Source organism: Kineosporia sp. NBRC 101677 (assembly GCF_030269265.1).
Lineage (GTDB): Bacteria > Actinomycetota > Actinomycetes > Actinomycetales > Kineosporiaceae > Kineosporia > Kineosporia rhizophila.
In genome coordinates, this window is sequence record NZ_BSTA01000004.1 from 484,683 (window position 1) to 509,446 (window position 24,764).

A 24,764-nucleotide genomic window follows, 5' to 3' on the forward strand; every position below is an offset into this window, starting at 1 on the left:
CGGCACAACGACAGGAATCAGTGACCCTGCAGAAACTTCCCGGCCGGTCACGGGGTCCCGGCCGGGGAGTTCCTGGAAGGTCACATGGACGAGTGCACGAGACGGAGGTGATCGCCGGCATCGGCCGGTTCGGGCAAGGGTTCGCGAAGTGGCTCGTCGAAGACCACGACCGTGCGACCGAGACCTCCCCGGAGGTCGACATCCCCCAGCACGGTGGGGTCGGGCAGCGAGTACTCGCCCGGAGGCAGTTCGATCGTGCCGCCACCGGCGTCGCGGGCCTCGCGCGCGACCTGGCGCAGAACGAGCGAGGGATCGTCTCCGGGTAGCAGGTAACGAGCCAGGTGATAGGTGCCGGACTCGTCCGGGGCGATGTCCTTGTCCATCACAAAATCATTACGGTGAGTCACGGGCTTCGCCACTTGAGTCGCATGCGGACCATCCCCCCGCGCGCATCCCTCCCTCAGGTGCGCGGACCCGTGACCCACCCGGCCTGATCGTGGACAAGGCTTCCGGCGGTCTCCGGGCGCTGCGGGGTGAGCCGGCCGCCGGGAGCTCTGTGCACGATCACGGCGAATTCTGGACCGGGTGGAGGTGGGCGTGGCGCGCGCCCACCTCCACCTGACATTTCCGGTGCACCGATGAGAACCGCCGGGCACCCGGGTCCTACTGCTGAAGATCCAGTGCAGCAGATGAGAGGACCCGACGATGCGCAAGCTCACCGTGATGACGTTCCTGAGCCTGGACGGCGTGATGCAGGCCCCCGGCGGCCCGGACGAGGACCAGGACGGCGGCTTCCCGCACGGCGGCTGGTCGTTCGACTACTTCGACGAGATGCTCGGCCGGACCATGGACCAGGAGATGTCCGAGCCGTTCGACCTGCTCCTGGGCCGCCGCACCTACGACATCTTCGCCGCGCACTGGCCGCAGGCCACGCCCGAAGAGGGCGGCGAGGGCATCAACGCCGCGGTGAAGTACGTGGCCTCACGCAGCCCGCAGACCTTCAGCTGGGAGAAGTCGGTCCAGCTGGAGGGCGACGTGGCCGAGGCCGTCGCGGCGCTGAAGCAGACCGAGGGGCCCGGGCTGCAGGTGCACGGCAGCAGCGACCTGCTGCAGACTCTGCTGCGGGCCGGTCTGGTCGACGAGTTCCGGCTCAAGATCTTCCCGGTCGTGCTGGGCCGCGGCAAGCGGCTTTTCGGTGACGGCGCCCTGCCCTCCGCGTTCCGGCTCACGCACAGCCAGACCTCTTCGAGCGGCGTGATCGTGGCCTACTACCAGCCCGCCGGGCCGGTCACCACCGGGTCCTTCGCCCACGAGTGAGGCCCTCAGCCCGGTAGGGCCCGGACGAAGTCGGCGACCCGTTCGCCGATCAGCACCGCGGTCGCGGCCGGTCCGCGTGTGGGGGTGGTGGGCAGGATCGAGGTGTCCGCCACCCAGACCCCGCGCAGGCCGTGCACCCGTCCGTACTGGTCCACCACTGCATCCGGATCGCTCTGCGGCCCCATCGCACAACTCCCGCAGGCATGGATCGCCGTGCCCAGGTGGGCGCGGATCCAGGAGTTCAGCAATGTGTCGTCGGCCAGGATCGACGGGTCCATCTCGGCCAGGCCGCCGAAATGCTCGGCGAAGGCCCGGGTGTGCAGGAGAGCGGCCGCCACACGCACCACCTCGCGCAGGCGGCTCCGATCGGCCTCGATGCTCAGATAGTTGTAGTCGATTGCCGGTTGCACGTGCGGGTCGGCCGAGGTGGTGGTGACGGTGCCGCGTGAGTGGGCCTGCTGCAGGGCGACTGTGAAAGACCGGCCGGGGCGGCCGGAGGGCAGGCCGAGCGCCTCGTCGAGAGGGCGCAGCATGGGCAGGATCTCGAGGTCGCCCTCGGGGGAAGAGCCGAAATTGAGGACGCTCTGGAACAGCTCGCGCTGGTCGGGGAACGTCGGGTAGGGGGTCGGGTTCCAGAGCAGGGAAAGATTCGGGTGGTCGGAGAAGTTCTTGCCCACGCCGGGGGAGTGGTGCACCAGATCGATCCCGGCCGCCTTCAGCTCCGGCGCCGGTCCGACACCGGAAAGGGCCAGCAGGTGCGGAGTCTTGACGGCCCCGGCGCTGAGCACGACCTGCTGGGTGGGGATCACCTCTGTCCGGCCCCGGGTCTCGACCTCGATGCCGGTCGCCCGCGTGCCGGAGAACACGATGCGGCGGGCCGAGGTGTCGCCGCGCACGGTCAGGTTCGCGCGCTGGCGGGCCGGGTTGATGTACGCGGCGCCGGTGTTGATCCGCACCCCGTTCTGCGAGTTCACCGGTAAGGGGCCGTAACCGCCTGCACCCTGGGCATTCTTGTCTGCCTCGAAGCGGAACCCGAGTTCGGCGCAGGCCTCGGTGAAGGCGTGGGTGAGAGGGTGCTGGTCCTGCCGGGCCCGGCGCACCGGCATCGGCCCCTCGGGGCCGTGCAGTTCCCGGTCGTCTGCGAAGTCGTGGTCGTGCTCGAGCCGGCGGTAGTAGGGCAGGCACTTCGCGTACGTCCACTCGTGGTTGCCCGCCGCCGCCCAGGCGTCGAAGTCGGCCTTGCGGGCCCGGACGAAGTAGGTGCCGTTGATCGTGGTGGACCCGCCGAGGATCCTGCCCCGGGCCACCTGGTAGCTGCGTTCCGCGGTCAGCCGGGCCAGGAAGGCCCAGTTGTTCGGGTGCCCGGGCATGGCCGCCGCGAGCTGGGAGGCGTCCAGGAGTTCGGCCGGGAAGGCCGGGCCGGCCGGGCCGGCCTCGAGCAGCAGCACCCGGCACCCCGGATCCTCGCTGAGCCGGGCGGCCAGCGGTGCTCCGGACGCACCCGCGCCCACCACCACCACGTCGTACCCGCGCACCCGTCCACGGTAACCGGTCGGCGATGAGTTCCGGCCGGCCCGGGGGTCACATGAGCAGACGACTCAGGAGGAGACCCGTGGCCAAGCTGATCTACTCGATGATCACCTCGCTCGACGGCTACGCCGAGGCCGCGGAGGGCGACCTCGGGTCCGGGGTGGCCGAGGACGCGGAGGTGCACACGTTCGTCAACGACCTGTTCCGCCCGGTCGGCACCTACCTGTACGGCCGGCGGATCTACGAGACCATGGTCTTCTGGGAAACCGCCCTCGAGAAGCCCGGTCTGGAGCCCCAGCACGAGCAGTACGCCCGCGACTGGCAGGCCGCCGAGAAGGTGGTCTACTCCACCACGCTCACGTCGGTCTCCAGTGCCCGCACCCGGATCGAGCGCAGCTTCGACCCGGAGGCCGTGCGCCAGCTGAAGGCCGACTCGCCCCACGACCTCACCGTCGACGGGCCGAACCTCGCCGGCCAGGCCGTCCGGGCCGGCCTGGTCGACGAGTACCACCTGTTCATCACCACCACCGCGGTGGGCGGGGGCAAGCGGTTCTTCCCCGACGGCGTGCGGCTTGAACTGGATCTGGTCGACCAGCGACGCTTCGCCTCCGGCCTGCTCTACGCGCGGTACCACACCCGGTGACGACTCGACCGGGTCAGGCCGATTCGGTCGCCTCGCGGGAGACCGCGCCCATGGTGTGCGCGGTGTTGCTCAGGCGGGTGCGCAGACCGGCCAGTTCGGCGCCCTGACCGGCCAGGGCGGCGCGGGCCCGGGCGCAGCGGGCGCGCAGGGCAGCGGCGACGCTGATCGCCGAGGGCACCTGGTCGGCCACGGCGAGGGCCAGACCGGTGGCCACCAGCACCATCAGGCTCACCCCGGTCAGGGCGGTGCGCAGACCCACCTGGTCGGCGACCAGGCCGATCACCGGTGGGCCGGCGAGCGGGCCGAGGTAGGCGACGGTCGAGGCCAGGCCCACGCCCCTGGCCCCGTTGAGCAGCCCGGCCCGGCCGATGGCGAGCGGGAAGACGTTGGCCAGGCCGAGGCCGACCAGCAGGAAACCGGTCAGGGCGACCGGCAGCGAGGGGCCCAGCGCGGTGGCGAGGGCACCGGCCGCGGCCAGCAGGGTGCCGCCCAGCAAAACTCGGGTGTCGCCGAGGCGGGTGATCAGGCGGGGCCCGGCGATCCGGCCGGTGGCCATGGCCAGGCTGAACAGGGCGTAGCCGACGGCGGCGATGCCGGGATGCGCCTCGAGGTTCTCGCGCAGGTGCAGGGCGCCCCAGTCGCCGAGCGCGCCCTCGGCCAACGATGAACAGGCGGCGATCGCTCCCAGGGCCACGATCACCCGCAGGCGTGAGGTGAACCGGCCGGGCAGCACCCGGATCGCGTCCGGGGGCAGCAGATTCACCGAGATGAGCGGACGGGCAACGGCTTCGCCGGCATGGGCGTGACGGCCTCGGTGGCGGTGGACCGGTCGTTCGCGCGGTGGCTCGACCACCTTGTCGATCACCCCGGCCAGCCAGGCGCACACCACCAGGCTCAGCCCGGTGATACTTGAAAGATGAAGTGTGGCGGGGGTAATCCCGGCCAGCAGACCGCCGGCGGCGGAGCCGGCCAGACCGCCCAGGCTGAAGACGGCGTGCAGCGAGGACATCACCGGTCGTTTCGCCCGGGCCTCCACCTCGACGCCCAGGCTGTTCGCGGCGACGTTGGCGGCGCCGCTGGCCATCCCGAAAAAGAAGAGCGCAAGGCACAGTTCGGTCAGGTTACCGGCAAGTGCGGGCAGGGGGAGGACCACCGCGAAGGTGGCCACCGCCACGATGCCGACGTGTTTCGAGCCCAGCCGGGCGCACAGGTGGCCGGTGGGCTGCATGCTGGCCAGCGCCCCGAGCGAGATGCAGAAGAGGGCGGCGCCCAGCGTGCTCGGGGTCAGGGCGAGGTTGCGGGCGACGTCCGGGACGCGGGCGGCCCAGCTTCCGAAGGTGAGGCCGTTCAGGGCAAAGAAGATCGCAGCGGCGATAAACACGGGGGTGTCCTCAGTGTGCGTGGGCAAGCCTGTGGTCGGTGCGGGCGGCTGCGCGCCGCAGGGATCACCCGGACGACGAGGAGAGGTCCTCGCGTCGTTCCGCGCCGACAGGCTTCGACGGGCCCGGCCTGACCGGGCACCTTCAGCCTGCGGGCAGGCCCGGGCAGGGTCAACCGGAACGAAGGTGATCACCGGTTCCGGATCTGACCTGCGGTTTCGTAGGCTACGGAAGCGTAGGGGCATCGTTGTCGTGCGGGAGCGGTGTTACAGCCGGGCCGGATGTTCCCCGGAATGGCCGAACGGCGGCCGGATCCGGGCGGCGAGATCGGTGCAGTCGTCCAGGGTTGGTGTGCCGTCGGCGGTTCGGCCCCCTGAACGTCACCTCGCGTTTCCTTGTCACAGATTGGGTGGCTGTGATGTCTACGCGGCGAGGGCGAACCTGATGCACCAGCAGTCGAAGGGCCGGCCCGGCCGGTCCCGGAGCCGGCGCTCGACGCCGAACCTTCTTCTTGCCGCCGGGGTCACCGTGCTGGTGATGGCACTCCTGGCCGGGGTCCTGGGTTGGCAGGGGTTGCTGCGGCGGGCCGACGCGCTGGAGCGGGCCCGGGCCGACACGGCCCAGCAGGTGAAGATCCAGACCGCACGCACCGCGCTGATGATCGCCGACACCAACGCCGGCACCGACGTCCTCACCGGGGCCGACCCCACCCAGTTCCGGTACAAGCTGTTCGCCTTCGAGGCTCAGCCGGCCCTGCTCGGCCTGGTCACGGCGGCCCGCACCGACGCCGACGCGGCCCGGCTGGCAACCGCCAACAAGTACCTCACGCTGTACGCGATGCAGGTCGAGAGTGCGCGCACCCTGGCTCAGGAGGGGCAGGACGAGGACGCCGCGCAGACCCTGACGGCGGCCTCGCAGATGCTGCGCGAGGAGGTGCTCTCGCGGCTGAACGAGGTGCAGCAGGCCAGCCGTGACCGGCTGGACGACGACCGGTCGGCCGCCGACCTGGCCCCGGTGATCGCGCTGCTGGCCGGGATCGTGGCCGTGCTGGTGATCGTCGGCGTGCACCTGTGGCTCACCCGGCGCACCCGGCGGCTGCTGAACCTGGGCCTGCTCGGGTGTGTGGTGGTGCTGATCGTGGCCACGGTGGCCGGTGCCGTGGTGGTGGCGGACAGTCGCGAGAAGGTGGTCGACGCCGAGGAGAACGCCCTCCAGGTGGTCGACTTCGTGGTCGAGACCCGCTTCTCCGCCTTCTCGGCCCGCTCGGGCGAGGCCCTGGCGGCGCTGAACGGCACCACCGTGAAGGAGGAGCCCGCCTGGGCCGAGTCGATGGAGAACGCCGACTGGTACCTGGGGAAGGCGGCGGAGGGGCAGCCGGCCCGGATCGGTCAGGACGTGGACCGGATCGCGAAGGGGCTGGCCCAGTACCGCTGGGTGCACGGGCGGCTGCTGGAAGAGGCGGAGAAGGGCAATCCCCGCGGCGTCCGGCGGATCACCTCCAACCCGGCCGAGAACGGTTCGGTCGGCTCGTTCGAGGCGTTCGACGCCTACAGCGGGGCGTTGCTGGCCCGCCAGGTGCAGGCCGCCGACGACGCCTGGGCGGCGGCCGGGCAGAACCTGCGGCTGGTCGGCTGGCTCACCCTGGTGGTCGGGCTGCTGGGGGCGGTGCTGGCCTGGGCCGGGATCGCGGCCCGGCGTCGTGAGTACCGATGAGAAGAGGACGCCGGGGCGGTCCTACTCCCGACTGAGCCGTCTCGGGAAGGATCGTCATGTTCGACTTCACTCCGGCCACCGAGGAAGCCACCCGCCTGCTGAGCGGGGTGCGGGACGAGCAGCTGGGCGCTGCCACCCCCTGTGAGAAGTGGCCGGTGGTCCAGGTTCTCGACCACCTGATGGGGCTGAGCCTGGCCTTCGCGGCAGGTGCCCGGAAGACTCCGCTGCCGATGCCGGACGGGCCGGCGGAACCGTCGGCGCACCTGCCGCCGAACTGGCGCGAGGAGGCGCCCCGGCGGTTGGCCGACCTGGCCGCGGCCTGGGCCGATCCGGCCGCCTGGCAGGGCGCGGCCGAAGTCGGTGGGGTGGAGATGCCGGCCGAGGTCTGTGCCCTGGTCGCCCTCGACGAGGTGGTGGTCCACAGCTGGGACCTGGCGGTGGCCACCGGCCAGGCGATCAGCGTGCACCCGGAGCTCGCTGCCCGGCTGCACGAGTTCTGGTCGTCGCAGGAAGGGGACGAGGGCGACCTGCCCCTGCGGCAGGTCATCTTCGGGCCGGTGGTCGAGATGCCAGGTGAGGCAAGCGTTCTCGAACGTACGCTGGCGCTCACCGGACGCGACCCGCAGTGGCGGCCGGGACTCCGTCCGTAAAACGCACATAGCCGGGGCCGGTCGATGTAATCATGATTACATGACGACGGATGAGCCCAGTCTGTACGACTGGGCGGGTGGGGCGGCGGCCTTCGAGTCGCTGATCAACGCGTTCTACGACCGGGTGGAGCAGGACGACCTGCTCTCACCCCTCTTCCCGGGCGGGGTGAGCAGGGCTCACCGCGAGCACGTGACGATCTGGTGGCGGGAGGTGTTCGGCGGGCCGGCCGACTACAGCGCAACCCTGGGCGGCTATCCGGCCATGCTGCGCCACCACATCGGGCTGGGGATCACGCCGGAGATGCGATTCCGGTTCGCCTCGTTGATGAGCCGGGCCGCCGACGATGCCGGGCTGCCGGACGACCCGGAGTTCCGGGCCGCCTTCGTGGGTTACGTGGAGTGGGGCACCCGGCTGGCACTGGGTAACTCGCAGCCCGGGGCCCAGGTGGTCGAGCAGGCCCCGGTGCCGCGCTGGGGGTGGGGGGTGGCGCCGCCCTACCGGCCCTGAGGCTCAGGGCAGCAGGTCCACGGTCTGGCCGCGGGCCGCCTTGGTCAGCGTCATGCCGGTCTCCCGGGGGGACGAGCGGTCGAACAGTGCCTCGAAATCGGCCAGCGGTGAACGGAAGACGCGGTAGTCGTCGTAGTGCACCGGGATCACCTGGCCGGGCCGGGCCCGCTGCAGGTAGTCGACGCCCTGCACGGCGTCCATCGTGACCGTGTGCATGAGCACCCGGGTGCCACCCAGGTGCACGATCGCGGTGTCGAAATGGCCGAAGCGCTCGCGGATCTCGTCCACGTGGTCTCCGGTGAGGGTGTCGCCGGAGATCAGGATCCGCCGGGTCTGCCCGTCGGCCGTGCGGTGTTCCAGCACGCTTCCCATCACCGGGGGCAGCACCATGCCCAGCAGTCCCCGGGCGTGGAAACCGGGCACCGCGTGCACCGTCAGCTGCTCGGCCCCGAGCTCCAGCCGGTGCTCGGTCCAGGGCTCCAGACCCTTGGTGCGAAAACCGTAGCGCTGCAGCCGCTGGGCCGCGGCGGGTGTGGTGATCAGCGGTGGCTCCCGGTCGAGCTCGGCGCGGGCGACCCGGTCGAAGTGGTCGCCGTGCAGGTGCGAGAGCACGATCGCGTCCAGCGGGGGCAGGTCGGCGATGCTGCAGGCGGGATCGGTCAGGCGCCGTGTCCACAGGCCCTTGCCCAGGTAGGCCCGCTGGCCGCGGTGCAGGAAGTTCGGGTCGGTCAGGAGGGTGAAGGCCCCCAACCGGATGATCGTGGTGGCATTGCCGATGAAGGTCAGACTGTCGGGCACGCACTACTCCGGCGGTGTGTCGGGGAATTCGGGGGATTCGGGGGAAGGAGGCTCAGGGAGTCAGCGGGCGACGACACGCAGGGTTTCCAGCGTGGCATCGGCCGCGTCCGGGATCAGCGTGCCCGCGGCCACGCTGCTGCGCAGGTAGTCGACCACCTCGTCGGTGATCACCTCTCCGGGGCAGAGCACCGGCACCCCCGGGGGATAGGGGGTGACCAGTTCGGCGCTGACTCGGCCGGCCCCCTTGTCGGCCGGAACCGTCTCGGCGGCGGCGAAGAACGCGTCGCGCGGCAGCATGGCCGTCTCCAGTTCCAGCGCCCCGGGCCTGGGGAGCCGGACCGTCGGCGCTCCGGGCATCTGTGGGGCGTCGGCGATCAGTCGGCCGAGGGCGTCCATCAGCCGGGCCTCGGTGTCGTCGTCGTCCGCGTGCGTGATCCGGGCGTTGAACCGGCACACGTCGGCCGAACCCACGTCGACCCGGTGGTGCTCGCGCAGCCACTCGGCGGCCTGCATGCCGGTGATCCCCAGCTCACGCACCTCGACCGTGATGGCCAGCGGATCGAGGTCGAAAGCGCCTGATGGGCCGAGCACCTCGCGGCCCATCAGGCCGAGCCCGTCCAGCTCGGCGACCCGGCCCCGGATCCGGCCCGCCCGGGTGAGCGCGCGGGCCATCAGCTCCGGGCCGTGCTCGCTCATCTGCCGGCGCCAGCCGTCCAGCGAGGCGTAGACCAGGCTGGAGGCGCTGGTGGTGCCGAGCAGGTCCTCGCGCTGCTTCAGCACCGTGGGGTCGATCCGGTCGTACTGCAGGTGGAACACCGAGCTCTGCTCGACCGCCGCGCCCATCTTGTGCACGCTGGTCACCACCAGGTCGGCGTCGGCGTGCATGCCCCAGGCCGGAAGCCGGTCGTGGAAGGGCAGATGCGCGCCCCAGGCCTCGTCCACGATCAGCGGCACGTCGTAGCGGTGGCAGACCTCGGCCACCGCCCGGACGTCGGCGCAGGTGCCCCAGTCGGTGGGGGTGATCAGCAGCATGCCCTTGGCGTCGGGGTTGGCCCGCAGCTGTTCTTCGACGTCCTGCGGCTGCGGCGGGTGGGCCAGGTGCAGGCGCTCGTCGAACTGCGGGTGCACCCAGACCGGCATGGTGCCGTTGACGATGACCGCCGAGATCACCGACTTGTGCGCGTTGCGCGAGATCAGCAGCTTCTCGCCGGGACCGGCCACGGCCAGCATGGCCGTCTTCACCGACAGCGAGCTGCCGCAGGTGGAGAAGAACGCCTGCTCGGCGCCGACCGCGTCGGCCATGAGTTCCTGTGCCTGCTGCAGGATCCCGCCGGACTCGCGCCGGTCGTCGAGGCCGTTCAGCAGCAGGACGTCGGACTCGAACACCCCGGGGCCGAGGATCTCCAGCACCCGGGGATCGACCCCCCGGCCCTGCTTGTGGCCGGGAGGGCCGTACACGATGTCACCCCGGCGACGGAAGTCGGCGAGGGCTTCGAGAACGGGTGCCCGGGAGTGGTCCATGCCGCCTATGCAAGTACCGGCCCGGGCATCCGCCAGTCGATCAGTCCCCTCCGGCTACGGCTTGTCGATCTCGGCCAGGGGCCAGCCGCCCGCCGCCAGGCGGCCGGAGACCCGGGTGATGTCCTCGGGCGAGGCGGTGTCCAGCGTGGCCTCACCGATCATCCGTTCCACGTCGGCGGTGGTGATCTCGGCCCCGAGCTCGGCCTGCATGGCCAGGTCGGAGGCGATCTGGTGGACCTCGGTGTCGGTGAGCTTGCGGCGCAGCAGGCCGAGCAGGACCACGTAGTCCTGCTGCGGCACGCCGCTGGGGTATCCGGCCCGCAGCCAGGACACCACCCGGTTGACCATGCTGAGTTCGTCGGACATGAGTCAGCCCTTGTCCTGGATGGTGGGGTAGATGTTGTCGAAGTTCAGTTCCTTGCCGAAACCGGTGGCCACGATCAGGGTTATGCCCAGCACCACCACCAGCAGCACCACCGCGAAGCACAGGTAGGCGCCGAGCCGGCCGACCGGGTGCGGCGCGGGCAGGTTCCCGGCGGTGTGCTCCTCGGCGTCACCACCGGTGCCGTAGGCCAGTGAGCGGATGCCGACGGCGAACAGCGCCGGCAGGCCCGCGCCCAGGATCAGGCTGGCCACCAGGATCTTCCAGATGTCTTCCCACATCAGTTCGAGCGTGTGCATTCCGGAACTCCTTTCAGGCCGTGGTGGGCTGGCGGTCGGAAGGTGCTTCCCACTCGTCGTTGACGTTGCCCGAGTGCACCGGGGTCTTGCGCGAGTGCAGCCACATGAAGGTGGCGGCGGCGACCAGGAACGCGGTGATCGCCAGGGCGCCGAACAGCCCGCCGCCCAGCAGGTCGGCGACGAACCAGGTGACGGCTCCGACCAGGCCGGCTGCGGGCAGGGTGATCACCCAGGCGGCGACCATCCGGCCGGCCACCCGCCAGCGCACCTGCGCCCCCGGCCGGCCCACGCCGGAGCCGAGGATCGAGCCGGTGGCGACGTGCGTGGTGGACAGGGCGAAGCCGAGGTGGCTGGAGATCAGGATGACCGCGCCGGAGGCGCCCTCGGCGGCCATGCCCTGCGGTGAGGAGATCTCGACCAGGCCCTTGCCCAGCGTGCGGATGATCCGCCAGCCGCCCAGGTAGGTGCCGGCCGCGATGGCGAGGGCGCAGCTGGCCTTGACCCAGAACGGGATGTTCTCGGTGTCGGTCCAGTGGCCGGAGGCGATCAGGCCCAGCGTGATCACGCCCATCGTCTTCTGCGCGTCGTTGGTGCCGTGGGCCAGCGAGACCAGCGAGGCGGAGCCGATCTGGCCCCAGCGGAAGCCCTGCTCGGTGAAGCGCTCGGCCACCCCGGCGGTGATCCGGAAGATCAGCCAGGTGCCCACCGCGGCCACCAGCCCGGCGATCAGCGGTGAGACCAGGGCGGGCAGGACCACCTTGCCGATCACGCCGTCCAGCTTGGAGCCGTCCCCGTTCCAGTTCACCCCGCTGGTGCCCAGGCCGGCCATGGTGGCTCCGACCAGGCCGCCGAACAGGGCGTGCGAGGAACTCGAGGGCAGGCCGAGCAGCCAGGTCAGCAGGTTCCAGGTGATCCCGCCGACCAGGCCGGCCAGGACGATCAGGAGCAGGTCGGCCCCACCGCCGGTGAGGAGTTCGGGTCTGGGGGCGCCGTCGGAGTTCTGGATCTTCACCACGGCGTTGGTCACCGTGAGAGCCACTTCGACGGACAGGAAGGCGCCGACCAGATTGAGGGCGCCGGACAGCGCGACGGCGACCTTGGGGGTCAGGGCGCCGGTTGCGATGGACGTGGCCATGGCGTTGGCAGTGTCGTGGAAGCCGTTCGTGAAGTCGAACGCCAGAGCGACCACGACAACAAGGATGAGAATCACCGTTGCGGTCGTCACGCCGTCAGGGTTCACCCCGAACCGGGTTCGGTTAAAGGGGTTCGGGCGAGGCGTTCAGCACTATTTGCCGGTCGTTTGCTTAGTGTGATGAGGCAACTACTGAAGGGCGCACGACGACTAGGACCTGCGGCGGAGCGACTCGCGAACCTCCTGCGCCGACGCCGAGAGCAGCGCCTGCGCGGCCGATTCGCGGACCTCGCCGAGGTCCTGCTGGCGGATCGTCTGCTTGATCTGCGGCACCGAGCGCGGGTTCACGCTCAGCTCCGTGACCCCTAGTCCAGCAAGAAGTGCGCCGGCCCGCACGTCGGCGGCGAACTCGCCGCACACGGCCACCTCGGCCTGCCCGGCGGCGCCGTTGACGGTGGCCCGGACCAGGTGCAGCACGGCCGGGTCGAACGGGTCGCCGAGTGCGGCCACCGCCTCGTTGCCGCGTTCGGCGGCCAGCGTGTACTGGGTGAGGTCGTTCGTGCCGATGCTGAAGAAGTCCACGTACGGGGCCAGGGCGGCGGACTTCAGGGCGGCCGCCGGCACCTCGACCATGATCCCGACCTGCAGGCCGAGCGGGGTGCCCTCGCCCGCCATCACGTCGTTCAGCAGGCGGCGGGCGGTGAGGAGCTCGTCCAGGGTGCTGACCATCGGGAACATCACGCTGACCGGGGTCTGCCGGGCGGTACGCACGATCGCGCGCAGCTGGTCGGTGAGCAGGTCGGTGCGCCGCAGGCCGAGTCGCAGGCCACGGGTGCCCAGGAACGGGTTGGCCTCGGCGGGCAGCGGGACGTACGACAGCGGCTTGTCCCCACCGACGTCGAGGGTGCGCAACGTGATCCGCTCACCTCCGAAGGCGTCGGCCAGGTCGAGGTAGGCGGACTCCTGCTCGTCCACGCCCGGGGCGGTCTCCCGGCCGAGGAAGAGGAACTCGGTGCGCACCAGGCCGATCAGGTCGGCGCCCATCGCCCGGGCGGCGGTGGCCTCGGCCGGCGTGGAGGCGTTGGCGCCGACCAGGATCCGGAAGCCGTCGCGGGTCAGGGCCGGCTGGTGGGCCGAGCGCAGGGCGCTCTCGCCCGCCACCCGGGCGGTCTCGGCGCGGGCCGTGAAGTCGGCCACGACCTCGGGGGACGGGCTGATCACGAGTTCGCCGGTGGTGCCGTCGAGGGCGACGGTGGTGCCGTCGGGCAGATCGAGGACGTCGGTGCCGGCGGCGACGATCGCGGCGATCCCGCGCGCCCGGGTCAGGATGGCCGCGTGTCCGCTCGGGCTGCCGTAGGCGGTGATCACGGCCGGCGTGACGTCGGGGTCGAGCGCGGCGGCCTGCCCGGGGGTGAGGTCCTCGACCACCAGAATGCCCGGGGCGCTGTGGTTCTGGGTGGCTGCAGAAGGTGGGAGCAGTTCGGCCAGCACCTGGTCGCCGACCGCGCGTACGTCGGCGCCGCGCGCCGCCAGGTACTCGTCGTCGAGGCGTTCGAGCTGCTCGGCGGCCTGGAGCGCGGCGCTCACCCAGGCCTGCGCGGCGAGCTGCCCGGCCTCGATCCCGGTGAGCGTCGTGCCGAGCAGGGCCGGATCGTCGAGCAGGGCCAGATGGGCGTCGAAGATGGCCGCCTCGTCGGCCGGAACCTGGTGCGCCAGGCGCTCTCTCAGTTCGACGATCTGGATGCGGGTGGCGGCCAGGGCGGCTTCGAGGGCCTGCTTCTGCAGTTGGGGAGAATGCTTTTGGACGTTTTCGGGCGGCGACGGTGTGTAGCTCGCCAGAGTGGGGCCCGGGTTCGCGTGCCGGACCGGGCCGACGGCGATCCCGGGGGCGGCGGGCAGGGGAGTGCCGACGGTGCTGACAGTGTTGACCGGTTCCGGTCGAACTGCCGCAGAGGACGTTTCGTCGAAGTTACGCCCGGCCAGAGCGGTCAGCCGGGCCAGGGCGGACCGGGCCTGCTCGCCCGTGGCCCTGGCCTCCATGTCGTGCCCGGACCGCAGCCCGAGGGTGGTGATGCCGGAGAGGCTGGCCGCACTGACCCAGGCCGAATCGGTGGTGGCGTTGCGCAGTTCCACCGTGGCGGCCACAGCGCGCAGTTCGGCCACCAGCCGGGCTGCGGGCCGGGCGTGCAGGCCGTGGGCCGGGGTGACCCTCACGCGAGCGGTGCTCCACTGCGCAGCCGGTTCAGAGACCACCGGGAGCGGGTCAGCCACGGTGTCGTCCAGCTGAGACTGCTTGCCAGCGAGCCCGTTCCGGGCTTCAGCGGCCACCTCGGCCCGCCCGGCGCCCCCGGCCGCGGTGACCACGGCCGCCACCAGACCCTCCACCAACGGAGCCGAGCACAACAGCACCCGCCCGCGCGCCTCGTCCTCAAGGAACTCCAGCGCCATCTCGGCCGACAGCACGGCGCTGCCCAGATCCATCAGCACCACGACGCCCGCGTCGCCGTCCACCTCGCCGATCGCGCCGGCGATGGCGACCGCGTCGGTGCCCAGGGTGTTCTCGTCGAGCCCGGCGGCCACCGCGACCGGCACCGGCCGGCCCGGCGTCATCTCCTGCGCCAGCTCGACGGCGGCCCGGGCCAGGGCCCGGCTGTGCGAGACGACGACGATGCCGACCATCGCCCTACTTGCCGTCCTGACCGTCGATCATCGTGGTGGCGGCCGCCCGGAACAGCAGGGCCAGGCTGGTCGCTCCCGGGTCCTGGTGGCCCACGCTGCGCTCGCCCAGGTAGCTGGCCCGCCCCTTGCGGGCGAGCATCGCAACGGTGGCGTCCCGCCCGGCCTCGGCCGCGTCGGCGGCCCGGCGGATCGCCTCCTCGAAGGGCTGCCCCTCGGCCAGGGCCGAGTCCAGCGCCTCGACCGCCGGGATCAGCGCGTCGAGCAGCGTCTTGTCGCCCGCGGCGGCCTTGCCCCGGGCCATCACGCCCTCCAGCCCGGCGTGGAAGGCCTTGGACAGCGAGGCCGGGCCGATCGCGTCGCAGTCACCGGTCGAGGCGGCCATCCGCAGGAACAACGTGCCGTAGAGCGGCCCGCTGGCCCCGCCCACCGTGCTGACCAGGGTCATGCCCGACTGCTTGAGGATCGGCCCGATGCTGGCCGGGGTCGCGTCGTCGAGCAGCGCGGTGACCACCGCCTTCATGCCCCGGGTCAGGTTCGAGCCGTGGTCGGCGTCCCCGATGGCCGAGTCCAGCTCGGTCAGCTCGGCCGAGTGCTCCTCCACGTCCCCGGCGAACCGGATCAGCCACGACCGCAGCGTGCCGACATCGACGATCTCGCTCAATCAGACTCCCCACCTCAGCCCCGGTGTGCGCACCGGGGCGTCCCACAGGCCGGTCAGTTCGTCGTCCACCTTCAGCAGGGTGACCGAGCAGCCGGCCATGTCCAGACTCGTCACGTAGGGCCCGACCAGCGAGCGCACCACGTTCACCCCGGCCTTCTGCAGCGCCGCGGCGACCTCTCCGTACATCAGGTACAGCTCCAGCAGCGGGGTGGCGCCCATCCCGTTGACGAAGGCGATCACCCCGGTCGAGCCGTCGCCGCCGGTGAAGTCGAGATCGGCGAGGATCGGCTCGAGCAGCATCTCGGCGATCTCCTTGGCCGGGGCCACCGGCACCCGGCGCCGGCCCGGCTCGCCGTGGATCCCGATCCCGATCTCCATCTCGTTCTCCGGCAGGTCGAACGTGGGCCGGCCGGCGGCGGGCACGGTGCACGAGGTGAGCGCCATGCCCATGCTGCGGCCGTTCTCGTTGACCCGCCGCACGATGTCGGCCACGCCGTTCAGGTCGCGCCCGGCCTCGGCGGCCGCGCCGGCCAGCTTCTCGGCGAGGACCGTGACCCCGACCCCGCGCCGGCCCGCGGTGTACAGCGAGTCCTGCACCGCCACGTCGTCGTCGAGCACCACCGCGACCACCTCGGTACCGGTGTCGGCGGCGGCGATCTCGGCGGCCATCTCGAAGTTCATCACGTCGCCGGTGTAGTTCTTCACGATGTGCACGACCCCGGCGCCGGAGTCGACCGCGCGGGTGGCCTCGACGATCTGGTCGGGCACGGGGGAGGTGAACACCTCACCGGCGATCGCCGCGTCGAGCATGCCCGGGCCGACGAAACCACCGTGCAGCGGCTCGTGCCCGGAACCTCCGCCGGAGACCAGGCCGACCTTGCCGGGGACCGGGGCGTCGGCCCGGTAGACGATCCGATGGGTGAGGTCGACCCGCAGCTCCGGGTGCGCGGCGGCCAGACCCCGCAGGGAGTCGGTCACCACGTCGGAGGGGGCGTTAAGCAGCTTCTTCATCGGAGTGCTCCTGCTCCTCGGGCGGTTCTTGATCCACCGGTCGGTGCCAACCTACGCCAGCCGCCCGGGCCCCACCAGAGCCTCTTCCCAGGGTCCGTCCCCGGACCCCGCTTCCTCGTCGACACCTGACGAACTAGCCTGCACCGGGAGGGTCCACTCGGGGTGACACCGCAACGACGCCGTGTTTGAGGGGAGTGTTCGACGTGGGGAAGCTGGACAGGAAGGTCGCCTTCATCACCGGGGCGGCCCGGGGGCAGGGACGCAGTCACGCGGTGCGGCTGGCGCAGGAGGGGGCCGACATCGTCGCGGTCGACATCTGCGCCCAGATCGACACCGTGCAGTACCCGATGGCGACGCCGGACGACCTGGCCGAGACCGCCCGGCTGGTCGAGGCGCTCGACCGGCGGATCGTCACGCGGATCGCCGACGTGCGCGATCCGGAGGGCCTGCAGGCCGCCTTCGACGCCGGGGTGGCGGAACTCGGGCCGGTCGAGATCGTGCTGGCCAACGCCGGGATCGCGCCCATCTCGCTGGCTCCGCGGCCGGGGGAGTGGCAGGACGTCGTCGACGTGAACCTGACCGGGGTCTACAACACCGTGGAGGTGGCCCGGCCCTCGATGGTCGCGCGCGGGGTGGGCGGGGCGATCGTGCTGACCAGTTCCACCGCCGGGCTCGTCGGCATCGGCAGCGCCACTCCCGGCGGGCTGGGCTACACCGCGGCCAAGCACGGGGTGGTCGGCCTGATGCGGCTGTACGCCAACAAACTCGCGCCCTACTCGATCCGGGTGAACACGGTGCACCCCACCGGGGTGGACACTCCGATGGTCATGAACGAGGCCATGCAGACGTTCCTGAACCAGGCCGCGGCCGAGGGGTCCAGCCCGCTGCAGAACGCCCTGCCGGTACCGATCCTCAAGGCCGAGGACATCTCCGCCGCGGTCGCCTGGCTGGTCAGCGACGAGGCCCGGTACATCACCGGGGTCGCGCTGCCGGTGGACGCAGGATTCACCAACAAGAAGTAGAAGGAGCACCACTTCGTGACCGCCGCAGCGCAGTCCGCCGAGCGCGCCCGCACCCTGGCGGGGGTGCGGGCCACCTACGCCGCCTTCATCGCCACCGGTTTCGTCTTCGCCAGCTGGGCCTCCCGGATCCCGCACTTCCAGGACCAGCTCGGCCTCAGCCCGGGGCGGCTGGGGCTGCTCCTGCTGGCGATCGCGGTCGGGTCGCTGATCTCGCTGCCGATGGCCGGGGCGATCGTCGACCGGTTCGGATCACGCCGCACGGTGGCGGTGATGGCGGTGCTCGACGGGCTGGCCGTGGTGCTGGTCGCGATCGGCTACGAAGTGGGCGTGCCGCTGGTCGCGCTCGGACTGGTCTTCTTCGGGTTCGCCCAGGGCGGCTGGGACGTGGCGATGAACGTGCAGGGGGCGGTGGCGGAAAGGCGCCTGGGACAGGCGATCATGCCCCGCTTCCACGCCGGGTTCAGTCTCGGCACGGTGGCCGGGGCCCTGCTCGGGGCGCTGCTGGTGGGGCTGGGCGTGGCACCGTCCGTACACCTGCTCGTCGTCGGACTGGTGATTGCCGCCGCGGTGCCCACCGCCGTCCGTAATTTCTTGCCGGACACCGAGACCGAGGCCGAACCCGGTGCCCCGGCCGCCCCGCGGACGTCTGCTCTGGTGGCCTGGACCGAACCGCGAACCCTGCTGATCGGGCTGTTCGTGCTGACTTTCGCCTTCGCCGAGGGATCGGGCAACGACTGGGCCGGGGTGGCCCTGATCGACGGTTACGGAACCTCCGACTCGGTGGGCACTCTCGGGTTCGCCCTGTTCCTGACCGCGATGACGGTCGGGCGCTGGTTCGGCCCGCACCTGCTGGCCCGCTTCGGCCGGGTGGTGCTGCTGCAGGCGATGGCGGCTGCCGCGGCGCTCGGGGTGCTGCTGTTCGTTCTCGCTCCGAATGCCCCGCTGGCCTTCGCCGGGGCGCTGCTGTGGGGGCTGGGAACGGCGCTCGGCTTCCCGGTCGGGATGAGCGCCGCCGCCGACGAACCGGCCCGCGCCCCGGCCCGGGTGAGCGTGGTCGCGTCGATCGGCTACTGCGCGTTCCTGGGTGGGCCGCCGCTGGTGGGCCTGCTCGGCGACACCTTCTCGGTGCTGAGTGCCCTGCTCGCGGTGGCGGTGGCCATGGCCGTCGGGTTCCTGGTGGCTCCCGCGACCAGAGAGCCGAAAGTGCTCGAGCCGCAACGCTGACAGGTCAGTCGGGCGGCAACGGCCGGCTGCTGCGTCCGGCGACGCCGGTGAGTTCGGCGTCGAGCGTCTCCTGGGCCACCCGCATCACCTCGGCCTGCTCGGGAAGCTCCAGGCGCCGCCAGATCTCGGCCTCGCTCACCTGTTCGATCACACTGACCACCCACCAGATGTTGCCGAAGGGATCGCGGAGCCGGCCGCCTCGCTGCCCGAAGGCGTCGTCGGCGGCCGGGGTGACCACCCGGCCCCCGGCCGCTGTGCCCCGTTCCAGGACGGCGTCGGTGTCGGACACGAAAACCCGGAGCAGGCTGGGCACAACCGGCCAGTCGGGGCGCCGGTCGAAGGCCAGGACGACGGTGTCGCCGATCCGGATCTCGGCGTGCCCGATCAGGCCGTCCGCGGTCCGGATGCGGGCGATCTCCACGCCCCCGAACACCTGGGTGACGTAGTCGAGGAGGGCTGCCGTGTCGTCGGTCACCACCCAGGGAGCGACGCTCGTGTAGCCGGAGGGGACGGTGGTCATGAATTCTCCTGGGCTCGACGGGTTCGGCACCAGCCTAGGAGGGGATCAGGAACGGGCGCTTCCTGATCGCCGGTTCCGGGAGCGCACGGCGTGGGCCGGGACCACCTCGCCGGGTTCCACCGTGGCTCCGCGCAGCACGGTCGCCCGGGCCGCCACCCAGGCTCCCCGGCCGATCCGGACGGGTGCGTTGTCGAACTCGAAGGCCGGGTCGTCGTGCCGGTGACTCCCGGTGCAGAGCATCGACTCCTGGCTCAGGCAGACGTCGTCCTCGATGGTGATCGGGGCCAGGTTCAGCAGCCAGGCGCCCTCGCCGATCCAGCAGTCGTCGCCGATGCTCAGGTTCCACGGCCACAGCACCCGCACCCGGTGGCGGATCAGCACCCGCTCGCCCACCCGGGCGCCGAACGCCCGCAGGATGGCCGGCCGGAGACGGGGCGGCAGCCACCATTTCGAGAACACCAGGTTCATCGTGGCGAACCAGGCCGCCTGCCAGAGCTTCGAGCGGCCCTTGTCGTAGCCGGCACCGGTGAAGGCGGCCAGGTCACGTTCGAACGACGGACGATCGGGGTCGCCGGAGAGCAGCCCCTCGGTGATCGGGGTGGCCGGGGCGAGCAGGGTGTTCATCGGCGGCACGGTGCGCCGGGCGGCAGCGGGGCGGGCCGGCGGCGCCTGGGTCAGGTCGATCTCTTCGCTCATGGCTGCAGGCACTCCTCGATCAGTGCGTCCAGGCGGGCCGCGGCGGCCTCGCGGCCCAGGTTGGCCTCGGCGTAGACCCGCCCCAGCAGGCCCATCTCGTTGCAGTGGCCGGGCCGGCCCCGCAGCGCCAGCACGCCCTCGGCCAGTGCGGCCGGGTCGCCGGGGGCGATGAGGTGCGCGGCACCGTTGGTGCGGCGCAGTTCGGCGGAGGTGGCGCCCTCCGGGCCGACCGCGGCGATCACCGCCCGCCCGGCCGTGAGGTAGGAGGTGAGCTTGCTGGGCAGCGACATGTCACCCACCCCGGGCCGCTCGTTGACCACCAGCAGGTCGGCCGCGGCCAGCGACTGCGGGTAGCGCACCCCGTCGAGCGGCTCGACGAAGTGCAGGTTCCGCAGCCCGCGGGCCTGGGCCCGGACCGCCTCCCGCTGGCTGCCGTCGCCGACGATCACGAACCGCACCCCGGCGTCGCGTTCCGCGCAGATCCGGGCCGCCTCGACCAGATTGCCGAGATCCTGCTTCAGCCCGATGTTCCCGGTGTGGACGACGGTGAAGGGCTCCCGCGGCCAGCCCAGCGCGTCGCGGGCGTCGGCCTTGGACAGGTCCGAGGCGCGGATGTGGGTCCAGTTGGGCAGCAGCCGGATGCGCTCGGCGGGCACCCCGTAGGCGAGCAGTTGCTCGCGGAAGGACTCGCTGACCACGGCCACCAGATCGGCCCGGCGCAGGGCGTGGCGCTCGACGGCCGCGGTCGCCTGGGCGACCCGGCCGCCGCCGGAGATCCCGCTCTGCGAGGCGGCCTTCGCCATCAGGTCCTGCACCACCACGATCAGCCGGGCCCCGGTGCGCCGGGCGACCTGGGCCGCGGCGACCGCCCCGCCGAGCGCGGGGGTGACCGCCAGCACCACGTCGGGGCGCTGCTCGATCCGGGTGGTCAGGCAGTTCAGCAGGAACGTGAGCTCGTAGCCGGCCCGGCGGGCGGCGGTCTGCCGGGCCGGGACGTAGTGGCGCAGCCGCCGGATGGTCAGCCCACCGGCCTGGCCGGTGGCGCCCGAACCGGTGAGGCCGTCGAACGCGTCACCGGTCTGCCGGCCGATCTCGTTGCTGCGCAGGCGGAACCGGTACTGCGGTTCGAGCTGCCAGTTGGGGTAGTGCGGCATCCCGGTGAGCACCGTGACGCTGCGGGCGTGACCGGCCAGGTGGTCGGCCATGCCGGTGGTGTACGGGGCGATGCCGGTGGGCTCGGGGGCGTAGTTGATGCCGACCATCAGCACGTGCCGGCCGGCCAGCGGGGTGGTGTGGCGCTGACTGGGGACTGCCCGGGGGGTGGGGGCCTTCGGCAGGATCACCGGTAGTTCGGTCTGCGTGACCGGAGTGCGGGTGGAGGGCGTTGAATCCATGTCAGTAGGCTCCCGAGCCCTGGGTGACGGCGCGGACGGTGCGCCAGAGGATGGACAGGTCGAGCGCCAGCGACCAGTTGTCGACGTAGCGCAGGTCGAGCCGCAGCGACTCTTCCCAGGTCAGGTCGGAGCGGCCGGAGACCTGCCAGAGGCCGGTCATGCCGGGGCGCACCCGCAGCCGGCGGATCTCGGTGGGTGAGTAGCCGGCCACCTCGCTGGGCAGCGGCGGACGGGGGCCGACCAGCGACATGGTGCCGCGCAGCACGTTCAGCAGTTGCGGCAGCTCGTCGAGCGAGTACTTGCGCAGCACCCGGCCGATCGGGGTGACCCGGGGGTCGTTGCGGATCTTGAACAGCACGCCGTTGCCCTCGTCGGCGTCGGCCAGCTCGCGCAGCCGGGCCTCGGCGTCGGTGACCATCGAGCGGAACTTGTACACGGTGAACTCGCGGCCGTCGGTGCCGACCCGGGTCTGCCGGAACAGTGCCGGGCCGGGGCTGGTCAGCCGGACGGCCAGGGCCAGGGCCAGCATCAGCGGGCCGAGCAGGAGCAGCAGGACCAGGGTGGCGCTGTAGTCGAAGGCCACCTTCATCGCCCGGCGGGTGCCCCTGAGCCGGGGGCGCTCGAGGTGCAGCAGCGACATCCCGGCCAGCGGCCGGATCGACAGGCGGGGCCCGGCCACCTCGACGATGCCGGGGGACAGCAGCAGTTCGACCCCGCGGTCCTCCAGGGCCCAGGAGAGCCGGCGCAGGGCGTGCCCGGACAGGTCCGGCTGGGACACCACGGCCACCGCGTCGGCGGCCGTGTACTCCACCGCGGCGAGCACGTCGGACGGGGTGCCGACCACCGGCACGTCGTGCACGTGCGAGGGGGAGACCTCCTCGCCGGGCAGGCAGACGCCGACCGGGACGATGGCGTGGTGCAGCGAGTTCTCGGTGTGGCGCAGCTGCTCGATCAGGGCCACCGCCGCGTCGCTGCGGCCCACCACCAGGGTGCGGTGCAGGCCGCGCCCGGCCGCCCGGGAGCGGCGCAGGCCGATCCGCAGCAGGCAGCGCCCGGCCATGCTGCCGAGCACCGCGAACGGCACCGACATCAGCGCCAGGGTGCGCGGGAAGTTGCCGTTCAGGCTGTAGGCGACGATGGCCACGGTGGCGAACAGGATCAGGCCGGCCCGGGTGAGCCGGTGGAACTCCTCCACCCCGGCGCCGACGAAGCGGTGCTCGTAGGTGCGGTAGAGCCAGGCCAGGGTGACCCAGGTGGCCGGCAGCAGCACCGGCAGCAGCAGGTACACGTCGGGGACGGTGCCGAACCGCACCCGCACCGCGAGCGCGGCGCCCAGTGCGGCCACCGCCGCGTCGATCAGGCGCGCACACCGGCTGTAACGGGCCAGCAGGTCGCGGGGGCGCTCCAGGCGCCGGGTGATCCGGTGATTGGTGCGGGGTGAGGGCACCAGCAGTTCGTCGAAACCGACCTCGGCCGCGCCGGGGGCCCACCGTTCGCCGGGCCTGGAATCCGAATCGGTCACCGGCTGCCGGGGCACGCCCGACGGCTGGGTCTGGATCAGCTGCTCGACGGACAGTGCTGCTCCCGAAACCTCGGACACGGACATCGGAATTCGGCCCCCCACGGCACGGACTACGGCCCGAACGGAACTGACCCCCGTTGGCCGATCCGGACCCGGTGCCCAGGCTAGGACGAATGATCTTGCTGCGTCGGGCTTTCCGGCCGTCCCGGCGGATCAGGCCCGTTCGGGTGGCACGCCCGGCCCGCCCGGCCGATGGCGGATTCACCGATCGGCTGATGGCCCTCCCGGTCCTTCCGGAAAGCGGTGCCCGGGCATTTCCGGACATCGGTGAGGGTGCGCCCGAGGGGTGATGCCCACCGAATGCGGAAATGCTGAAGGCGCGGCCCGGAAAAGGAATTCCGGTGCGATCCCGGGAATCGGCGACGCCATTGCCGCGAGCCACGGGGTCGGCCGGTGGCCGCCGCCTTCCCTGGCCCGGCCGGTCGCTCAGTGTTGCCAGATCACTTTCTGCGATCAGAACCGTACACGAAGTGAGGCAGGGATGTGGCACTCAGGTATTGACGCGTTGCATTGGGTGATTAATGGTGATTTGACCGTCTGGTCCGGCGAACGGCCACGGGGACTGCGGGTGCCGGCGGAGCTTCTTCCCTCAGATGCTCGAGGAGCGACTGGTGACAGTGAACGAGACCACCGGCAGGCCGGGGGCCCCGGCCACCGGGCGGCACCTGGCCGAGCCCGGCCCGGAACCGGCCCAGCCCGACGACCTGGTGACCCGGCTGCTCGGCGCGGCCTGCTACCTGCACGACGACATCGCCGACTTCGCCCACAGCTCGCTGCTTTTCCCGAGCCGGCGGGCCCTCAGCCCGAACTGGGAGGTGGACGTCGTGGCCCTGGCCCGGCACGCGTCCCGGGCCCGGGAGCTGCGGGCCACCCGCGACCGCTGGCTGAACCTCGCCCTCTGGTCGATCGGGGCCGCCCTGATCGGGTCGTTCGTCCTGCTGGTGGCCGGGGCGCTGAACCTCTTCGAGCTCGTGCTGGTGGTGATGTTCCTGATCTTCTGGGCCTACGTGATCGCGGTCTGGACGGTGTACACCCAGTTGCGGGCGGCCCGCCGGGCGGCGATCGGGGTGGTGCTCGACCCGCGGGCCGATCCGCCCCCGCCGCCGGCGAGCCTCGCGGCCGAGGAGGCTCTGCACGACCTGAACCACTGCAACGCGGTGCTCTACCGGGCCGACGGCGCGCCCTTCGTCGGCTCCGGGGTCAAGCTCGACAACTGGCAGATCACGATCGACATCAGCCGCCGGACCGGGCCCGGGTCCGAGCCGGTGACCGGGGCCGACCTGCAGGCCGCACTGCTGGAGCTGCTGCCGGGCAAGGTCTCGCCGCGACCCTCGGCCCAGCACCGGCTCTACGTCAGGGGTGGCGCCAGTGCGCTCGGGGTGGAGCTGTACCGGATCGGGCCGGTCGAGCGGGATCTGGCCGAGGCGCTGCACTTCCGGCGGCCGGTCACGGTGGTCCCGTCCGCCCACCTCCAGCAGTACTACGACCGTCGCGACGAGTCGGCCCGGGTCTACACCTGTTTCCAGCAGTCGGCGCTGGGCGGGCAGGTGGTGGTGAGCCTGTTCGTGCGGGCCCACGTGGCCAACCAGACGCTGTTCGTCGAGGGCCAGGTCTACGCCCTGCGCCCGCTGCACCCCGAGCTCTACGAGGTGCGCTCGCTGGCCGCCGGGGGCTCGGCCGAACTGCAGGAGCTCGGCCCGGTCGCGCTGTCCACCGCCACCGCGCTGCTGCTGAACGCCCCCTCGGCGATGATGAAGAACGCCCGCACCGCCCGCCAGGACGCGGCCAACGCGGCCGAGGCGGACACCGAGATCGCCAACCGGCGGGACGTGGACTTCGGCGCGGTGAAGAGCGTGCGGGAGCAGGTGACCAACTTCGACCTGGGCGAGCACTTCGCCGCCGCCGACGAGGAGCTGTACTACCAGGTCTTCGTGCGGCGCACGATGGAGTGCATCGACCTCTTCCTGTCGTCCCGGGGCGTGGACACCACCGAGTTCGCCGGTCAGAGCGCCGAGATCATCAGCCAGACCACCACGAACGCGCGTACGGTCTACGGAGCGGCCAGCAGCTGAGCCGGGGTGTTTGCGCCCAAACCCGGCGCAA

The 24,764-nt window shown here is 71.8% G+C and carries 23 protein-coding genes; 8 read left to right on the plus strand and 15 right to left on the minus strand.

Translation table 11 applies throughout. The features are described 5' to 3' along the window. Positions 1 to 80: 80 nt before the first annotated feature. Positions 81 to 383: a hypothetical protein gene (locus QSK18_RS14995; protein ID WP_232811741.1), complete on the minus strand. Its 303-nt coding sequence runs from the start codon at positions 381 to 383 to the stop codon at positions 81 to 83. 322 nt (positions 384 to 705) lie between these two features. Between QSK18_RS14995 and QSK18_RS15000 the strand changes: the two genes are divergently transcribed. Continuing rightward, entirely contained in the window at positions 706 to 1,317 is a 612-nt protein-coding gene (locus QSK18_RS15000; RefSeq protein WP_285619688.1) for a dihydrofolate reductase family protein, read from the plus strand. 5 nt (positions 1,318 to 1,322) lie between these two features. Here the strand turns inward: QSK18_RS15000 and mftG are convergent, their stop codons facing one another. Continuing rightward, positions 1,323 to 2,852, minus strand: a complete 1,530-nt coding sequence (mftG, locus tag QSK18_RS15005) for a mycofactocin dehydrogenase MftG (protein ID WP_285619689.1) — start codon at positions 2,850 to 2,852, stop codon at positions 1,323 to 1,325. A gap of 77 nt (positions 2,853 to 2,929) precedes the next feature. On the opposite strand from mftG, the gene QSK18_RS15010 reads away from it, so the two are divergent. Then, positions 2,930 to 3,490, plus strand: coding sequence for a dihydrofolate reductase family protein (locus tag QSK18_RS15010; RefSeq protein ID WP_285619691.1), 561 nt, complete (start codon positions 2,930 to 2,932; stop codon positions 3,488 to 3,490). A gap of 13 nt (positions 3,491 to 3,503) precedes the next feature. Here the strand turns inward: QSK18_RS15010 and QSK18_RS15015 are convergent, their stop codons facing one another. Beyond that, positions 3,504 to 4,871, minus strand: a complete 1,368-nt coding sequence (locus tag QSK18_RS15015; protein ID WP_285619693.1) for an MFS transporter — start codon at positions 4,869 to 4,871, stop codon at positions 3,504 to 3,506. A gap of 442 nt (positions 4,872 to 5,313) precedes the next feature. Between QSK18_RS15015 and QSK18_RS15020 the strand changes: the two genes are divergently transcribed. Genes QSK18_RS15020 through QSK18_RS15030 form a run of 3 tightly spaced genes read left to right on the plus strand, consistent with a single transcriptional unit; the run spans position 5,314 to position 7,740 of the window. Continuing rightward, entirely contained in the window at positions 5,314 to 6,582 is a 1,269-nt protein-coding gene (locus QSK18_RS15020; RefSeq protein ID WP_232811736.1) for a GlnX family signal transduction membrane protein, read from the plus strand. Positions 6,583 to 6,638: 56 nt separating this feature from the next. Continuing rightward, positions 6,639 to 7,232, plus strand: a complete 594-nt coding sequence (locus tag QSK18_RS15025) for a TIGR03086 family metal-binding protein (RefSeq protein WP_285619695.1) — start codon at positions 6,639 to 6,641, stop codon at positions 7,230 to 7,232. A 40-nt stretch (positions 7,233 to 7,272) separates the two neighbouring features. Then, the gene (locus QSK18_RS15030) at positions 7,273 to 7,740 is read left to right on the plus strand and encodes a group II truncated hemoglobin (RefSeq protein WP_285619701.1); all 468 of its coding nucleotides are present in this window, start codon (positions 7,273 to 7,275) and stop codon (positions 7,738 to 7,740) included. 3 nt (positions 7,741 to 7,743) lie between these two features. Here QSK18_RS15030 and QSK18_RS15035 read toward each other — a convergent pair whose 3' ends face one another. From QSK18_RS15035 to dhaK, 8 genes are all read right to left on the minus strand, one after another. Beyond that, positions 7,744 to 8,538 (minus strand): MBL fold metallo-hydrolase, encoded by a 795-nt coding sequence (locus QSK18_RS15035; RefSeq protein WP_285619706.1) that lies wholly within the window; start codon positions 8,536 to 8,538, stop codon positions 7,744 to 7,746. A gap of 60 nt (positions 8,539 to 8,598) precedes the next feature. Next, positions 8,599 to 10,059 carry an aminotransferase class I/II-fold pyridoxal phosphate-dependent enzyme gene (locus QSK18_RS15040; protein ID WP_285619709.1) on the minus strand — a complete coding sequence of 487 codons (1,461 nt, stop codon included), beginning with the start codon at positions 10,057 to 10,059 and terminating at the stop codon, positions 8,599 to 8,601. A gap of 54 nt (positions 10,060 to 10,113) precedes the next feature. Continuing rightward, positions 10,114 to 10,425 (minus strand): DUF3349 domain-containing protein, encoded by a 312-nt coding sequence (locus QSK18_RS15045; protein WP_232811731.1) that lies wholly within the window; start codon positions 10,423 to 10,425, stop codon positions 10,114 to 10,116. A 3-nt stretch (positions 10,426 to 10,428) separates the two neighbouring features. After that, entirely contained in the window at positions 10,429 to 10,740 is a 312-nt protein-coding gene (locus QSK18_RS15050) for a hypothetical protein (RefSeq protein ID WP_232811730.1), read from the minus strand. A 13-nt stretch (positions 10,741 to 10,753) separates the two neighbouring features. Beyond that, positions 10,754 to 11,965 (minus strand): inorganic phosphate transporter, encoded by a 1,212-nt coding sequence (locus tag QSK18_RS15055; protein WP_232811729.1) that lies wholly within the window; start codon positions 11,963 to 11,965, stop codon positions 10,754 to 10,756. 117 nt (positions 11,966 to 12,082) lie between these two features. Next, a complete protein-coding gene (gene ptsP, locus QSK18_RS15060) occupies positions 12,083 to 14,551 on the minus strand; it encodes a phosphoenolpyruvate--protein phosphotransferase (RefSeq protein ID WP_285619713.1) in 2,469 nt (822 codons plus the stop codon). Between the two features lie 4 nt (positions 14,552 to 14,555). After that, the gene (dhaL, locus tag QSK18_RS15065; RefSeq protein ID WP_232811727.1) at positions 14,556 to 15,212 is read right to left on the minus strand and encodes a dihydroxyacetone kinase subunit DhaL; all 657 of its coding nucleotides are present in this window, start codon (positions 15,210 to 15,212) and stop codon (positions 14,556 to 14,558) included. Further along, the gene (gene dhaK / locus QSK18_RS15070) at positions 15,213 to 16,223 is read right to left on the minus strand and encodes a dihydroxyacetone kinase subunit DhaK (protein ID WP_232811726.1); all 1,011 of its coding nucleotides are present in this window, start codon (positions 16,221 to 16,223) and stop codon (positions 15,213 to 15,215) included. A 203-nt stretch (positions 16,224 to 16,426) separates the two neighbouring features. On the opposite strand from dhaK, the gene QSK18_RS15075 reads away from it, so the two are divergent. Beyond that, positions 16,427 to 17,245 carry a mycofactocin-coupled SDR family oxidoreductase gene (locus QSK18_RS15075; RefSeq protein WP_285619716.1) on the plus strand — a complete coding sequence of 273 codons (819 nt, stop codon included), beginning with the start codon at positions 16,427 to 16,429 and terminating at the stop codon, positions 17,243 to 17,245. Between the two features lie 15 nt (positions 17,246 to 17,260). After that, positions 17,261 to 18,469 carry an MFS transporter gene (locus QSK18_RS15080; RefSeq protein ID WP_285619717.1) on the plus strand — a complete coding sequence of 403 codons (1,209 nt, stop codon included), beginning with the start codon at positions 17,261 to 17,263 and terminating at the stop codon, positions 18,467 to 18,469. A gap of 4 nt (positions 18,470 to 18,473) precedes the next feature. On the opposite strand, the gene QSK18_RS15085 is transcribed toward QSK18_RS15080, so the two are convergent. From QSK18_RS15085 to QSK18_RS15100, 4 genes are all read right to left on the minus strand, one after another. Beyond that, on the minus strand, positions 18,474 to 18,989 hold the full coding sequence (locus QSK18_RS15085; protein WP_232811723.1) for a VOC family protein: 516 nt from the start codon (positions 18,987 to 18,989) through the stop codon (positions 18,474 to 18,476). A gap of 45 nt (positions 18,990 to 19,034) precedes the next feature. Then, positions 19,035 to 19,613: an LbetaH domain-containing protein gene (locus QSK18_RS15090; protein WP_408623430.1), complete on the minus strand. Its 579-nt coding sequence runs from the start codon at positions 19,611 to 19,613 to the stop codon at positions 19,035 to 19,037. 68 nt (positions 19,614 to 19,681) lie between these two features. Next, positions 19,682 to 21,079, minus strand: coding sequence for a glycosyltransferase (locus QSK18_RS15095; protein ID WP_232811721.1), 1,398 nt, complete (start codon positions 21,077 to 21,079; stop codon positions 19,682 to 19,684). 1 nt (position 21,080) lies between these two features. Further along, on the minus strand, positions 21,081 to 22,685 hold the full coding sequence (locus tag QSK18_RS15100; protein ID WP_269810300.1) for a sugar transferase: 1,605 nt from the start codon (positions 22,683 to 22,685) through the stop codon (positions 21,081 to 21,083). 587 nt (positions 22,686 to 23,272) lie between these two features. Between QSK18_RS15100 and QSK18_RS15105 the strand changes: the two genes are divergently transcribed. Next, the gene (locus QSK18_RS15105; protein ID WP_232811719.1) at positions 23,273 to 24,733 is read left to right on the plus strand and encodes an AbeC-like domain-containing protein; all 1,461 of its coding nucleotides are present in this window, start codon (positions 23,273 to 23,275) and stop codon (positions 24,731 to 24,733) included. Positions 24,734 to 24,764: the final 31 nt, after the last annotated feature.

Bases quoted from the DNA above. Each gene is read 5' to 3' on its own strand.
- QSK18_RS15000 (WP_285619688.1), top strand. From the start codon at position 706: ATGCGCAAGCTCACCGTGATGACGTTCCTGAGCCTGGACGGCGTGATG.
- QSK18_RS15020 (WP_232811736.1), top strand. From the start codon at position 5,314: ATGCACCAGCAGTCGAAGGGCCGGCCCGGCCGGTCCCGGAGCCGGCGC.
- QSK18_RS15085 (WP_232811723.1), bottom strand. From the start codon at position 18,989: ATGACCACCGTCCCCTCCGGCTACACGAGCGTCGCTCCCTGGGTGGTG.
- QSK18_RS15050 (WP_232811730.1), bottom strand. From the start codon at position 10,740: ATGCACACGCTCGAACTGATGTGGGAAGACATCTGGAAGATCCTGGTG.
- QSK18_RS15030 (WP_285619701.1), top strand. From the start codon at position 7,273: ATGACGACGGATGAGCCCAGTCTGTACGACTGGGCGGGTGGGGCGGCG.
- QSK18_RS15090 (WP_408623430.1), bottom strand. From the start codon at position 19,613: ATGAACACCCTGCTCGCCCCGGCCACCCCGATCACCGAGGGGCTGCTC.
- QSK18_RS14995 (WP_232811741.1), bottom strand. From the start codon at position 383: ATGGACAAGGACATCGCCCCGGACGAGTCCGGCACCTATCACCTGGCT.
- QSK18_RS15100 (WP_269810300.1), bottom strand. From the start codon at position 22,685: ATGTCCGTGTCCGAGGTTTCGGGAGCAGCACTGTCCGTCGAGCAGCTG.
- QSK18_RS15040 (WP_285619709.1), bottom strand. From the start codon at position 10,059: ATGGACCACTCCCGGGCACCCGTTCTCGAAGCCCTCGCCGACTTCCGT.
- dhaK (WP_232811726.1), bottom strand. From the start codon at position 16,223: ATGAAGAAGCTGCTTAACGCCCCCTCCGACGTGGTGACCGACTCCCTG.
- QSK18_RS15045 (WP_232811731.1), bottom strand. From the start codon at position 10,425: ATGTCCGACGAACTCAGCATGGTCAACCGGGTGGTGTCCTGGCTGCGG.
- QSK18_RS15095 (WP_232811721.1), bottom strand. From the start codon at position 21,079: ATGGATTCAACGCCCTCCACCCGCACTCCGGTCACGCAGACCGAACTA.
- ptsP (WP_285619713.1), bottom strand. From the start codon at position 14,551: ATGGTCGGCATCGTCGTCGTCTCGCACAGCCGGGCCCTGGCCCGGGCC.
- QSK18_RS15025 (WP_285619695.1), top strand. From the start codon at position 6,639: ATGTTCGACTTCACTCCGGCCACCGAGGAAGCCACCCGCCTGCTGAGC.